The sequence below is a fragment of the Pseudomonas maioricensis genome (assembly GCF_022790535.1).
Lineage (GTDB): Bacteria > Pseudomonadota > Gammaproteobacteria > Pseudomonadales > Pseudomonadaceae > Aquipseudomonas > Aquipseudomonas maioricensis.
Genome location: NZ_LOHG01000010.1, coordinates 181,976 through 196,496, shown reverse-complemented (window position 1 = coordinate 196,496; position 14,521 = coordinate 181,976). Strand labels below are relative to the sequence as shown.

The window sequence follows — 14,521 nt, the reverse complement described above, 5'->3', positions numbered from 1 at the left end:
TGCCTTGTAGTTTTGTGCTTTATGTTACCTGCAATCGCAATTCCCGCAGGACATCACACCGCCTCCCTGACACCGGGCTGCCGCGCAGCAAACATTGGTGTCTGTAGGAGCTGCCGGAGGCTGCGATCGCGGTGTGTCAGGAGAAATGCATCGCAGCCTTCGGCAGCTCCTACAGAAAATGCATTTCAATCCAGTGGTTTGCATGTCGTTCATCCCATGAAAACATTTGCGCACACCCAATCAATTCCTCCCGCCCCACACCTGCCAGCCTGTGCGCCTCACAGAAAAAGGGCAGGCTTATGCACGTTCGTTTCACACTGGTTGCCGCGCTGGCAATCCTCGGCTCCACCAGAGCGATGACGGTCAGCGCTGAAGAGCATGGCTTTGTAGAAGATACGACCCTGAACCTGCTCTCGCGCAATTTCTTTCTGCACAACGACTACCGCACCGGCCATAACGGGCAAAGCTATCGCCAGGAATGGGCGCAGGGCTTCATCGCCAATCTGAAATCAGGCTTTACTCAGGGAGACGTCGGTGTCGGTATCGATGCTCACGCTTTTTATGGGCTGAAACTGGACGGTGGACGCGGACATGCAGGTGCCGGTCTGCTGCCGCTGGACAGCGATGGTCGTGCTGAACACGACTACTCCAGCGGCGGCGCAGCACTCAAGTTGCGTTATTCGAAAACAACGCTGAAGTTTGGCGAGATGGAGGTTGAAACGCCGGTGTTCGACACCGCAGACAAGCGCTTGCAACCGGAATACGCCACCGGCTTTTTCCTCGACAGCGAAGAAATTGAAGGCCTGCGAATGGTCGCCGGACACTTCACGGCCTTCAAGAATCAGAACGCCTCCAGCACTCACGACGACTTCGACGGTTACGGCGCAACCACGCGCAATAAGAGCATCAGTCTGGCCGGGATCGAGTTTTCAGGTGACGGGCCATTGGGCGGTTCGCTCTACGCGTCGCAACTGTCTGACACCTGGCAGCAGTACTACGGCAACCTGCACCTGAATCAAGCGCTTTCGGCCAACAGCTCTTTACTGCTGGATAGCAATGTCTACCGGACTCTGGACAGTGGCAATGCAGATGCCGGATCGATCAACAACACGGCCTTCAGCCTGTCGGCAAAATACCGCTTTGGCAGCCAGGCACTGACGGTTGCGTGGCAGAAAATCGACGGCGACAGCCCTTTCGACTTCGTGGGAGGCGACTCTATTTATCTGGCGAACTCAATCAAGTACGCAGACTTCAATGGCGCCCATGAACAATCATGGCAAGCACGATACGACCTGGATTTCGCGACGCTGGGAGTACCAGGGCTTAAATTCATGACCCGTTACGTCACCGGTGACAAAATCGATGGTACTCACGCCGCTCAGGGCGGGGCCTATAACCCGTTCGACAGTGATACCGGGCGTTACCAGCCCATTCAGGGCAAAGGCGGTCGACACTGGGAACGCGATATTGACCTCAAATACACCGTACAGTCGGGACCGGCCAAAGACCTGTCGCTGAACGTTTCCCATGTCTCTCATCGAGCCAATACGGCGCAGGCCGGGGACGATATCGATCGGCTTTATCTGGTTATCGAATATCCGCTGGACCTTCTCAACTGATCAACCCGCCTGACGGCCTTGCGTAGACAGGGAGCGTCTCCAGTTGAAAGGCGTCAGGCCTGCGACCCGGGTAAACACACGAGTGAAATGAGACTGATCGGCGAAACCACAGTCAAGGCTGATACGCGAAATGGAAATACTGGTCTCGGTCAGCAATGCCTTTGCCTTGTCCAGACGGACCTGCAGGAACCAGTCTCGCGGAGAGTAACCGGTGTTTTTCTTGAATGCCCGGGAAAAATGGCTGCGTGACAACGAGCACTCGGTAGCGATCTGGGCGATGGACAGGCCGCGATCCATATGGCTGGACATCATTTCCTTGGCACGGCGCTCCTGCCAGGGCGACAGGGCGACTTTCTCGCAAGGTTGCGGCGCGGCCTTGGGTGTTTCGAAGCGCGTGGACAAATGCGAACAAAGCACCAGCATCGCACGCTCGACAGAGTCGTCATGATCAGCCTGACGGTCACGCAAGGCTGGCAGCAGCGAGCAAATCAATCGGTAGGCCAACGGATCAATGCCCGGGGTTGTAACGCTGCTTTCCAGCAGTTTCAGACTCGCTTCACGGGTGGCGTCAACCGATGCAGACTTCATCAGTTCTTCTACGGCGGACGACAAGGTGTCGAAAGATGGAACCTGACTGACCGCAGCTTGTTCGATATGACGGATGGATAACGGGCTGAACGCATTCATTACAGACTCTCCTGCTCAGAGGTGTATGGCAGGGATCGAGTCTGGTGATGGCGACCCTTAAAGTCCTTTGCAAAACATTAAACGTTCTGAAGCGCAGGTTAATCAGCGCCACCCTGACCATCAGGCTCACAGGCAGGTTAAGAACGTTTCAGACGATGCCAAAGACTTGAACTGCATCGAAGCCTAACGTCAGGGCTCAACTTGCAAACCTTTGTTCAAGCCCACCCCGGAGAAGATCATGCCTACGATTACCACCACTGACGGCACCCAGATTTACTACAAGGATTGGGGCAGCGGCCAGCCCATCGTTCTGTGTCACGGTTGGCCGTTAAATGCCGACATGTGGGAATACCAGATGAACTTCCTGGCCGAAAACGGCTTTCGGGTCATCGCTCATGACCGCCGTGGATTCGGCCGTTCCAGCCAGCCATGGACAGGTTATGACTACGACACCTTCGCTGACGATCTGCAGGCGCTGATCACTTCGCTGAATCTCACCGACGTGACGCTGGTAGGTTTCTCGATGGGCGGTGGCGAGGTTGCGCGTTACATCGGCCGTCATGGCAGCGAGCGCGTTTCCAAAGCAGTGCTGGTGAGCGCGGTCACGCCATTGATGATTCGTCGCGAAGATCACCCGGAAGGCATGGACCCGGCTATTTTTGACGGTATCCGCTCGGGCGTACTGAATGACCGTGCAGCGTTCCTTGATGCTTTCGGCCCGATCTTCACGGGCAGTGATCAACCGGGTTCTTCGGTAGGCAAGCCCATGCTGGACTGGACGCAGGGCATGGCGCTGCAAGCCGGCATCAAAGGCACTCTGGACTGCGTCGGGGCATTCTCGGAAACTGACTTCCGTCCAGATCTGGCGAAGTTTGATGTGCCGACGCTGGTCATTCACGGGGACGGCGATGCAGTGGTCAATTTCGACGTCACCGGTAAAGCGGCAGCCGCGCTGATCCCGGGCGCGCAACTCAAGGTCTATCCTGGCGCACCGCACGCGGTGTACTTCACGCACAAGGATGAGTTGAACAAGGATTTGCTGGAGTTTGCGCGGGGTTGAATCAGCCAGGATCAGCTCTCATCAAAAAATATGACGACCTGATTTGGGATGCTTTTCTGTAAGAGCTCACGAGCACCGCGAGGCAGCGATGGCGTCCTGCCTGATGCACCGCCATCGCGGCCTCGCGGTGCTTATGCGCTCCTACAGGCCCAAACTTTGCTGCGCGACAACGCAGCGGCTGCATTCCGCTGATACAGGCGCTCAGGTCTCATTGCCCTTGCCTCACCACCGGCAAGGTAAACACAAACACCGCCCCGCTCGACCGTCCGGAAAACGCACGCAGCATCCCGCCATGGGCGTCGATGATTGACCTGCAGATCGCCAGCCCCATGCCCATGCCTTTTTCCTTGGTGGTGAAAAATGCATCGAACAACCGCTCCAGGTGCACCGGATCAATCCCGAAGCCATTGTCCTGAACACTGACTACAACGTACTCACCCGCCACGGTATCGCAACTGATCGCCAGTCGCCGCGGCCGGTCATGGAGATCGCTCATAGCATCCACTGCATTCATGATCAGATTCAGGATCACTTGCTGCAACTGCACGGCATCCCCTTCCACCTGCAACTGAGGTTCACTGACCGCCTTGTAGAGCAATACCTGACGCTGCTCAATCTCGCTGGCAGTCAACAACACGACCTGTCGAATCACTTCGTTGATGTACAACGGCTCACGATTGAGCGGGGCTTGCCTGGCCAGCGACTGCAACGCACGCACAATATCGGCAGCACGTTTGCCATCATTGACGATGTCCCCCAGCCCGGCCAGCGCCTCGTCGACCACCGGCACTTGCCGACTCAACCAGCGCATGCTGGCACTGGCATTGGAAACAATCGACGCCAGCGGCTGATTGATTTCATGAGCGATCGACGCCGCCAATTCACCCATGGTCGTTGCCTGGGACACCCTGCCCAATTCCGCACGGGCAGTACGCAAAGCAGTTTCAGTATTCTTGCGCTCGGTGACATCGCTGACCACACCGACAAAAAACTGATCACCGTCGGGCTCTCCGAGCAGTTCAAGGTGACGAACCGCGCCATCAGGCCTGACAATCCGGAACGTGTGCTCAAACGCACTGGAGCTGCGCAATGCCCGCGACAACATCGACGAGAAGGCTTGCAGGTCTTCGGCGTGAATCATCGGTTCCAGTTCGGGCAGTGAGGGCGCAGTGGCACTCACCGGCAGCCCCCAGACCGCGAACAACTCGTCGGACCATTGCGCCTCGTCGATGACCGGATCCCAGCGAAAACTGCCCGACTGGCTGATACGCTGACCCAATGCAAGCGTTGCCTTACTGGTTCGCAGCGCGGCTTCAATCTCCTTGCGACGACTGTTTTCCTCCAGCAACTCGGCATACAAACGAGCATTTTCCAGCGAGATGGCGGCCTGTCCGGCAAGCAGTTCCAGGACCGCAGTACGACTGGAAGTGAAGACACCCGGCGCCAGGTTGTTTTCCAGATACAGCACCCCCACCACCTCGCCCTGCTTGACCAGCGGCAGGCACAGCACAGAACGTATGAGGCGATCCCGGAAGTACTCGTCTTCGCTGAAGGCATGCGGCTGCATGGCGTTGTCCAGCACGATCAGCTGTCGGGTGCGCATCACGGTATAGAGCATCGACAGCGGCAGATCCCTGCCTGTTGGCATCATCACGGACAAATCGACGTCGATGCCCGACTCATTGGCTTTACCGGTGGCTCTGACCTGTGGCGCATCGTCGTTGACGAGCAGTAACAGTGCCTGCTGAGCCCCTGCATGGACAATCGTGTGGGTCAGCAGGGTGCCGATCAGCCGGTCCAGAACGATTTCCCCGGAGAGTGCCTGAGACGCCTTCATGACCGAGACCAGATCCAGTGACTCCTGCCCCACGGAAATACTGACCGAAGGCCGCGACAAAGATGCCTGCGCACGGAGAATGCCGCCGCGCGCTTCGAGGCCCGCTACCTTGCCCGATGCTCCCCAGCGGTGATAACAGTCACGCGCATTGCGGTAATGACTGCGTGCAGAGGTGTACAGCCCGCGAACATGATGAAACTCGCCTGCCAGCTCATGGGCCAGCGCCTGCACATGAACGAAGCCGCCATTGGCTGCAGCGGTGATCGCACCTTCATAGAGCGTCATTGCGGCAAAATCATTCCCCTGCACACGGGCCTTTTCCGCTCGCACCAACAAGGCCTTGTCCTTGAAATTCTGCGGGTTGAGGGCCGCCCAGCGCTCAAGTTTTTCCAGGTGCGGTGCCATGCGGTCGAGCACTCCCTCGGCGCCCTCCCCATTACGACAACCCGCAGCCAGATTCAATGCGCTGAAAAAATGCAGGTCGAACAGATGAATATGCGCAGGTGTCGACCACGCAAGGTTACTCGCCTTTTCCAGGCACTGCGCCGAACCGACGAAGTCGCGATAGATGTATCTGGAGATACCTTCGAACAACCACCACCAGAATGCTACGGGCGTCATGGCGCTGTCGCGGGCGCTGGCCAGTCCGTCCGGGATTGAGTCGCGGCCCTGACGCAGGGCGCCAATGAAACCGGCGAAGGTCATTAACGCATCTTCCACATCCCGAAAACGCACCCGCCGGGCGAAGTCCAGGCCTCTCTCGATTTCTTCTTCAATTTTTTCGAGGTACTCGCCCATCACCAGCAGGTTTGACACGACATGCACAGAGGCATAGCAACTCATGGTCAGGTTGCCCGCGTTGTAACTGCTGGCAAATGCTGATCTGGCGTAGCCCAGCGCATGCTCCAGTGGCTGGGTCCAGACGCTGACCTGATCCAGGGCAACCAGCGTTGCGCTTTCGGAGCTGGCATAGCCGTGACGCGAAACCAGTGTCCGTGCCAATTGCGCATACGCCGCCGCGTCTTCATAAGCTCCGTACTGGTGAGCCAGTGCCACGCCGAACCATCCAAGACCATGGGTCGCAGCCGGACAGACGCCATACTCGAGGGATAACAGGGCCATCTCGCACGTCAGGACAAACAGCAGGTCATCGTCGATAAACGAAGCCGGGGCGATCATGCTCGCCATCAGGCCCATGGCAGCCTCATAGGACACGTTGCGCATTTCAGGCAAGTCAGCCAGCGAGCTAATCTGCCGCGTACCCAGCACGTCCAGCAAAAATCGATAACGCTGCTCGACTTCCCGATCATCGATCTGCACCGGGATATGAATGCCAAACATCCGTAGACCTTCACCCGCCGTCCTCACTGCGTCCTGATAACTGCAGGTCAGCATCTGCAGTTCGACTTTCAGGCCGTAAACTTCTGCGCGAGGTACATGGGACTGAACCTGACAGAGCAACTCGTCGATAACCTCACTCGCCCGCTCAAACTGCCCATCCAGAATCAGGCACTGGGCGTGCACCATGCCCAGCTCGCGACTGAGTTCGGCATCGTCCTGCCAGCGCCAGTCAACGATCAATGACCTGGCCGTCAGCAGATACCCCAAGGCAGACTGAATCGCCGCAGACTCCATGGCCTGTTGTGCTGCCTGTACCAACAAAGCGCAGAACAGACGACGCTCGGCATCATCTATCGGCTCTAGTTGTATGCGCTGCAAGTGACCGGTAATACGGAATATCTGATCCGCACGCCCCCTGCCCTCAAGGCCGGCGATCAACAGGCGGGCAATGCGCGCATGTTCAGAAGGCCTTGCAGACAGAGGCGTCAGCTCATAAGCCGACTCCTGCACGCGATCGTGGTAGAACGCAAACCCCTGGTGATCCTCAACCACCAGGCCGGCCTCTATGGCAGGGTTCAGGTCGGCGCGCAGAGCGGCCTCATCTGCATGGCTTATCCGCGCCAGAGTCCACAAGTCGACGCTTGAACCCACGCAGGCCATCTGACCAAGCACACGCCGTGTCTGCGCAGGAAGTCGAGCAATCCGTACCACCATCAGGTCGATGACGTTCTCGGCATGTCGATGATCGCGAATACCCTCCTCACTCCAGTTCCACCGGCTGGCCCGAGGGTCAAAGCGGATCAGTTGCTCCTCCAGCAAAGTGCGCAACAACTGGCCAACGAAAAACGGATTACCGCCGGTTTTTTCGTGAATAAGCTCCGCTAACGGCGTTATCTGTGCAGCCTCAGCGTCCAGGGTCAAACCAACCCACTGCGCGACTGCATCCAGATCCAGTGCGCCTACGTGAATCTCTGTAAGCCTCGCAGGTGCCCGGCGCAACAAGCTGATGAAGTCGCCTAACAGGGAAGAATCACCGGCCTGACCGTCGCGGTAGGCAAGTATCAAAAGAATGTTTCGGTATTGCCCGGAACTGAACGACGAGATAAACGACAGGGTCGCGTCGTCAAGCCACTGCAGGTCATCAAAGAACAACACCAACGGCCGCTCGGGACTGACAAAACTGTTCAGAAAGCGCTGCAGCACGTAATGGAATAAATGCTTGGTTTCATTGGCGGGCAAATCCGGCCCTGGCGCCTGCGGCCCAAGAATGAACTCGATCTCGGGCACCAGATTTGCGATTAAACGACCATGCCCGGCAACCGCCAGCGCCAGCTTGTCACGCCACAGCTGCAACTCCTCCGTCGTCTCCCCCAGCACGCGCATGATCAGTGAGCGCAATGCCTGGGCCAGAGAAGCGTAAGGGCCATTGTGCGCCGTCTGGTCAAACTTTCCGGACGCAAATAACACCCGACTCAGGGCAAGATCCTGATGCAGCTGACGAACCAGAGTGGATTTACCAGCGCCGGTTTGCCCTGAAAGCAGCACTATTTCGCACAGCCCCGACTCGGCTACCCGGCTAAACGCCGCGTGCAGCGCCTGGTGCTCAACGGGCCGCGTCAGCAAGACGTGCGGTTCACTGCCTTGTTGTCGGCGATCCTTACCGGCAGGCTCAAACGCAGCGATATGCTGAAACTCACTCCACTGCGTCAGGCACTTGCGCAAGTCAGCCTCAAGGCTGCACGCCGTTTGATAGCGATCCGCAGGGTTCTTGGCAATCAGTTGCTCAATCACCTGACACAGTGGCACGGGAATCGAGTTGCGGAATTGCCGCGGGGACGGCGGCTGACGAGCCACATGGCAATACACCCACTCAACCGCGTCACTGGCTTCAAAGGGCAATCTGCCGGTCAGCAGCTCATAGAACGTCATGCCTAATGAATAAAGGTCGCTACGCTGATCCGCCTGCTGCCCGACACGTCCCGCCTGCTCGGGAGACATGTAGGCCAGCGTTCCGCAGATGGCATCGTCGACACTTGCAGAAGTGCCGGAGTGGACCTCGGTACTGACGCCAAACCCCGTGAGCCGCACGATGCCATCGGCGCCCTGAATCAGATTGCTCGGTTTGATATCTCTGTGCAACAGGCCGTTACCATGCGCTTGCCCAACGGCCCGGGCTGCGCCCAGTGCAAAGCGCAGGAAGCGATCAATGGATATTTTGCCGTCAGCGAGCTCATGCAGCGCCTGACCGCCAGGGTCATCACAGACCAGCAGCGGACCTTCGGCAGTATGCAGCACAGCTTGAGGGACCAATGCCCACTGCGGCTCAAGCCGGGGCGACAGGAAAAACTCGTGCTCGATACGTCGCTGACTGCTCTCCACCTGACGCGCCGAGGAGCGAAAAATCAGCCACTGGCGGTAGCAGCCCTGCACATGGACGCGATAACGATCAATTTCTCCGTCGACAAAGAGCAAGTCCCAGGACAAAAGCGACAGCCACTGCGGCGTGTAGCCTTCGGCTTGTGAATCGGCCTTGACCTGAACGCTGGGGCCTGGCGCTGCCCGGATGCTACTCATAAAAGACCTTTACTGGTGTTCAAGTGCCCGCTTTATCGCATCGAGTAACGCGTCTTCCGAGAAAGGCTTGCGCAAGAATCCCAAAGCGCCGGCGTCGAGTGTTCGACGAATGGTGCCCTCATCATCCTGGGCTGACATGCAAAACACCGCGACGGGGTTACCCGCCGCTTTCAACTCCTGAAGCACCTCCAGCCCTTGCATACCTTTCATCATCAAATCAAGAAATACGCAATCCGCTTCATCAATTGTTGAAGAAGCCAGAAACTCCTCGCCCGATGCAAAGCCCACAGAGGCATACCCCAAAGACTTGAGAAGATTACCAAGACCGTTTCGCACGGAAGCGTCGTCATCAACAACGCAGATGAGGATCATAAGCTCAACTTCATGACAGTAAAAGTAATAGAAACAGAGACTACGCCAATCGTCCAAAGTGGGTGATTGACTCTATGTATAATTGTGCTGTTATCAATCAACTCACCAGACTTAATTGTTCGTGCATCTTGACCAGGTCAATCAAGGTGCGCGCCTTCATCTTCGTCATAATGTGCCGTTTATGAACTTTCACCGTGATTTCACTGGTGCCCAGATCGCTGGCAATCTGTTTGTTCATCTTGCCGGTTACCAGCAGCGTCATCACTTCCCGCTCGCGCGGTGTCAAGGTATCGAACCGGCGCCTGACGCTTTCGACATGCAGGCGACTGACCAGATCGCCTTCGTCGTGCTCAAGCGCCTGACGCACAACCATCAGCAAATGGTCCGGCTCGAAGGGCTTGGTCAGGAACTCGTGCGCCCCCGCCTTGATGGCCTTTACCGACATCGGAATAGTGCCAAAACCAGTCATGAAAATAATCGGAAAACGATGGCCTCGCCGCAGTAGCTCCTCTTGCACATCAAAACCGCTGGACGTCGCAAGATTGACATCCAGTAGCAAGCACGTCGGCTGATCCTCAAAACGTTGCTGGAGAAACTCCTGGGCGCTGGCAAAACACTCGGTATTGATGTCGGCAGAATGCAGCAGGCGAGCCAACGACGTGCGAATCGCACACTCATCGTCGACTACATAAACCTTGGATGTTGCGCTCATATACAGATTTTCCGAAGCTTGATGCTATTGGCTTGTCGCCAGAATTCGTTGGTGATTGCGATGAAAATAGTCTGACTCGTGCTGACTGTGGGGCGCCCCCCAGGACGCAATCACCGGCATCGATACGGGACGCTCAGCGCTCTGCAGTCGTTCAGCACCCTGCCAGGCGCCCTGCGGTGAAACATTGTCGCCCGACAGCTTGCCGACTGCTTCCCTGAGCCAGCTGCGGGTAACGCGTAACAGCCGGTAAAACCGGAATGGCCCTTCGGCCACCACCAGCAACAAGGACTTCTGCGCCAGACTGACGATGCAGTCCATCACTCGCCCTTTTGGCAACACTGAGGTCTGGGCCATTTCGCACGCCTGGGCAAGGGTAAAACGCCCCTCCAGTCGCCCCAGGCGCTCCAGTACCGCACATTCGTCCGGGCTGAGCAAACGATAGCTCCACTCCATGGATGCCACCAGTGACTGATGCCGATCCGGCGCACTGCGCAGACCACCGGACAATAAATGCGGGTTAAGTTGCAGACTTTGCACCAACTCAAACAACCCCAGAGTGGCCGCCCTGGCAGCAGCCATCTCCAGCGCCAGCGGGATACCGTCCAGTTGCCGACACGTCTGCGCGATCAACTCAACACTTTGCTCATCCAGCGTCTGGAGGTGTTCAGCAGGGAAAAAGCAATCCAGGGCGCGCAGGCGAGTCATGAACAATTGTGCTGAGCTGCTTTGCAGAATGACTTCCCGACCAGCGCCCTGCTCCGGAATATCCAGCGGCCTCACGCTGAGTGTACGTTCGCCACCAATCCGCAGTGGCTCACGACTGGTGATGAGGATGCGTAACGATGGACAACTGCGCAGCAAATGCTCACTGACCGCTGCAACCGCTTCGATCAGGTGCTCGCAATTATCCAGAATGACCAGGCGGTTCTGCTGATCCAGGCACTCGACAATGGATTCAATCAGCGGCTGCCCGGGCAACACTACCAGATCCAGCGCAAAGGCCAGGGACTCAACGATACGCTCAGGGCTGACCACCTGCGCCAGCGGCACAAAGCAGACGTGCAGGCTTTCCGTCAGGGACAAGTGGTGAGCCACCGCAACCGCCAGCGACGTTTTGCCAATCCCTCCCGAACCTACCAGGCTCACCAACGGATCACCCAGCAATGCCTCGCAGACTTCTTCCAGTGCCTGTTCGCGCCCGATCAAGGCGACGTTATGGGGCAAATCACTTTTACGCAGCATCGCGCCACCGAAGCCGTTGCCGCAGGGTGCATCCGCATGATCTGTTGCAGATGCAAGCGCAGAATCATCCTCACCACCCACCAACATGTAACCACGACCGGGAATGGTCCGGATCAGATCGCGGTCTTCACCCAGGGCTTTGCGCAGCGCTGAGACGTGCACCTGCAAGTTGTTTTCTTCGACCACGGTGTCTGGCCAGACCCGCTGAAGAATTTCGTCCTTGCTGACCAGTCGGCCCGGACAGGAAATCAACAGCTCCAGAATATCGAACGCACGGGTGCCTACCCGCAGCGGTACGCCGTTTCTGAACACTTCTCTTAATTCAAGAGAGACGCTGGCTTGACCGAGACTGATCATTTTTATTCACGCTGTCCGTCGGGTGTCGGTAAGTATCCGGCGCAGGGATCAATCGCGATCAACGGGAATTTATCACTGGCGGCTCAGCGTATGTAAGCAGCTAATTCATTCTACCGATACTATCTATAAGGATAGGAACCCGACTAAATCAATAAACTTTAGTTGCGACTAAGCACAATCATACAAGTGTATGGGTTGAACTTGCAGATGAAGCACTATCATAGTAGCCATCCGCTATAAATGTAACAATTGGGCAGACCTGAGAACTTGTACGTCTGTGCCCTTATCAAGATCGCGATAATGTCCTTACTATTACCTGACTGCCGATTTCCGCTGGAGCGTCGATGGACAAGTTGTCAGCACTGAAAATGTTCGTCGAGGCCGTAGACGCCAAGGGCTTTTCCGCTGCGGCACGCAAGCTCGATCTCGCGACCTCTTCGGTCACCCGTATGGTCGATGCACTGGAGACAGAGCTCGGGGCCGTGCTGCTCAATCGCTCGACGCGCCAGGTCACCCTGACCGAAGCTGGTGCCCGTTATTATCAGAAAGCCCGCAAGATCCTTGAGGATGTAGCCGATGCCGACGCACAGATCATGGATCGCGGCGACGAGCCGGTGGGGCAATTACGAGTCTGCGTGCCGGTCGAGTTCGGACGACGTCTTATAGCACCGCATCTGGGGCGTTTTCTGGCCCGCCATCCGCATCTGGAACTGGACTTCAACCTCAGCGATGACCTGGACGACCTGCTGGGCGGGCGTTATGACGTGGCGATTCGTCTGGGCGCAGCCGCCCCTACCGATGAGCTGGTGTGCCGCAAGATCGGCGAGTTCAGCCGCTGGGTGGTCGCGAGCCCGGAATATCTGGCTGTAAACGGCCACCCCGTCAAACCTGACGACCTGCTTGAGCATGACTGCCTGCGCTTCAGTTACGCCGCCCACCGGCAGGTCTGGAGCTTCTTGCGTGACGGCGAAGCCCGGCAGGTAGAGGTCAAGGGTCGCCTGAAAAGCAGTAATGCCGATGTTCTGCGCAAGGCGGCTCTGGCGGGTGCAGGAATGGCTTTACTGGCCGACTGGCTGGTAAGCGCGGACGTAGACCAAGGCAGGCTGACCCGCGTACTCAGCGACTATGAAATCAACCCGGACCGTGCCCACTCAGCCATCAATGCGCTGTATTTACCCAACCATCGTGGTTCCCGGCGGGTAAATAGCTTCATCAACTTCCTCACAGAAGTCGTGGGCACGACGCAATGAACATACCGCGGTGCTTTTTGCGCAACGCTGTGTTGCGCAAGCCAGCGATTCTGCTCAGCCCACGGCTCGCTTAGAGTTGCAGCCATACCAAGCCGTTAGCCTGTCGCTACGGACTGACCCCATCCAGACAGAACATGAGCCAACCCGTATGAATCCCTCAGCAGCGTCATCCGCTCAAACGCCTCAGCACACCCTGACTCGCGGCCTCGTGCTGCTCTTCGCTTTTTGCTGCGGCGCCATTGTGGCGAACATTTACTATGCCCAGCCCATCGTCGAGCTGATTGCCCCCGACGTGGGTCTGTCAGCACACAGCGCCAGCCTGATCGTATCGCTGACCCAGATCGGCTACGCCCTTGGCCTGCTGTTCCTGGTACCTCTGGCTGACCTGCTGGAAAACCGAAAGCTGATGATCGGCACCGCAGTCGTGGCGACTGCCAGCCTCTTGGCCGCAGCCTTCAGCGAACACGCCAACGGGTTTCTGATGATCTCCCTGTTGATCGGCTTCAGTTCGGTATCCGTACAAATGCTGGTGCCGCTAGCGGCGCATCTGGCCCCCGAAGAAACCCGCGGGCAAGTGGTCGGCAATATCATGGGCGGTCTGCTACTGGGCATCCTGCTGGCCCGACCGCTGTCCAGCCTGATCGCCGACCATTTCGGCTGGCGCGCAGTGTTCATGACCGCGTCGGTGGTCATGCTGGCGATCATTATGGTGCTGGCCCTGACCATTCCCAAACGTACCCCGGATCACAAAGCCTCTTACGGGCAACTGCTGGGTTCGTTGCTGACCTTGCTGCGCACGCATTCGGTGTTGCGTCATCGGGCGCTGTACCAGGGTCTGCTGTTTGCCGCGTTCAGCCTGTTCTGGACAGCCGTACCGATTGAGCTGTCGAGGCAGTTCGGCCTTTCGCAAACCCAGATCGCCCTGTTTGCACTCGTGGGTGCCATTGGTGCCATTGCAGCCCCTGTAGCCGGGCGTCTGGCCGATGCCGGTCACACCCGACGTGCGTCCTTCCTTGCCATGAGCCTCGCACCCGTCGCTTTTTTGATTGGGCTGAGCCAGCCGGGTTACAGCGTGATTGGCCTGGCGATTACCGGGGTTTTACTCGACTTCGCGGTACAAATGAACATGGTACTGGGGCAACGCGCCGTCTACGCCCTTGACCCGGCCAGCCGTGGTCGTTTGAACGCCTTGTACATGACCAGCATCTTCGTCGGCGGTGCTATCGGCTCTGCCCTGGCGAGCAGCCTGTACGAACAGAACGGCTGGCATGGCGTTGTACTACTGGGTGCAGGCTTGCCGTTGATTGCGCTGGTTGTGTTTGTGGTGGCTGGCCGCCGTAAGGATTGATGTCCGGGGAATACCCTCTCCTGTTGGAGCGAGGCTTGCCCGCGAAGCACGATGACGCAGCCTTCCAGACCTGCCGCGTCGTCTGCTTCGCGGGCAAGCCTCGCTCCAACAGCAAATGCGAC

The 14,521-nt window shown here is 57.6% G+C and carries 9 protein-coding genes; 4 read left to right on the top strand and 5 right to left on the bottom strand.

Features of this window, described 5'->3' with window-relative positions; all coding sequences use genetic code 11:
• Positions 1-299 precede the first annotated feature (299 nt).
• Positions 300-1,619, top strand: coding sequence for an OprD family porin (locus AUC61_RS17190; RefSeq protein ID WP_243247395.1), 1,320 nt, complete (start codon positions 300-302; stop codon positions 1,617-1,619).
• Here the strand turns inward: AUC61_RS17190 and AUC61_RS17185 are convergent, their stop codons facing one another.
• Positions 1,620-2,306 carry a helix-turn-helix domain-containing protein gene (locus tag AUC61_RS17185; RefSeq protein WP_243247394.1) on the bottom strand — a complete coding sequence of 229 codons (687 nt, stop codon included), beginning with the start codon at positions 2,304-2,306 and terminating at the stop codon, positions 1,620-1,622. It lies immediately after the preceding gene.
• 238 nt (positions 2,307-2,544) lie between these two features.
• Between AUC61_RS17185 and AUC61_RS17180 the strand changes: the two genes are divergently transcribed.
• Positions 2,545-3,366 (top strand): alpha/beta fold hydrolase, encoded by an 822-nt coding sequence (locus AUC61_RS17180; RefSeq protein ID WP_243247393.1) that lies wholly within the window; start codon positions 2,545-2,547, stop codon positions 3,364-3,366.
• A gap of 208 nt (positions 3,367-3,574) precedes the next feature.
• Here AUC61_RS17180 and AUC61_RS17175 read toward each other — a convergent pair whose 3' ends face one another.
• The 4 genes from AUC61_RS17175 to AUC61_RS17160 form a co-directional block, all read right to left on the bottom strand.
• Positions 3,575-9,118 carry a trifunctional serine/threonine-protein kinase/ATP-binding protein/sensor histidine kinase gene (locus AUC61_RS17175; protein WP_243247392.1) on the bottom strand — a complete coding sequence of 1,848 codons (5,544 nt, stop codon included), beginning with the start codon at positions 9,116-9,118 and terminating at the stop codon, positions 3,575-3,577.
• Between the two features lie 9 nt (positions 9,119-9,127).
• The gene (locus AUC61_RS17170; RefSeq protein ID WP_243247391.1) at positions 9,128-9,490 is read right to left on the bottom strand and encodes a response regulator transcription factor; all 363 of its coding nucleotides are present in this window, start codon (positions 9,488-9,490) and stop codon (positions 9,128-9,130) included.
• Positions 9,491-9,587: 97 nt separating this feature from the next.
• Positions 9,588-10,202 carry a response regulator transcription factor gene (locus AUC61_RS17165; protein ID WP_243247390.1) on the bottom strand — a complete coding sequence of 205 codons (615 nt, stop codon included), beginning with the start codon at positions 10,200-10,202 and terminating at the stop codon, positions 9,588-9,590.
• Positions 10,203-10,226: 24 nt separating this feature from the next.
• Positions 10,227-11,801 (bottom strand): ATP-binding protein, encoded by a 1,575-nt coding sequence (locus AUC61_RS17160; RefSeq protein ID WP_243247389.1) that lies wholly within the window; start codon positions 11,799-11,801, stop codon positions 10,227-10,229.
• Positions 11,802-12,145: 344 nt separating this feature from the next.
• Between AUC61_RS17160 and AUC61_RS17155 the strand changes: the two genes are divergently transcribed.
• Together AUC61_RS17155 and AUC61_RS17150 are read left to right on the top strand one after the other, a co-directional pair.
• The gene (locus tag AUC61_RS17155) at positions 12,146-13,051 is read left to right on the top strand and encodes a LysR family transcriptional regulator (protein ID WP_243247388.1); all 906 of its coding nucleotides are present in this window, start codon (positions 12,146-12,148) and stop codon (positions 13,049-13,051) included.
• A 148-nt stretch (positions 13,052-13,199) separates the two neighbouring features.
• A complete protein-coding gene (locus AUC61_RS17150) occupies positions 13,200-14,399 on the top strand; it encodes an MFS transporter (protein WP_243247387.1) in 1,200 nt (399 codons plus the stop codon).
• The last annotated feature ends 122 nt before the right edge of the window (positions 14,400-14,521 follow it).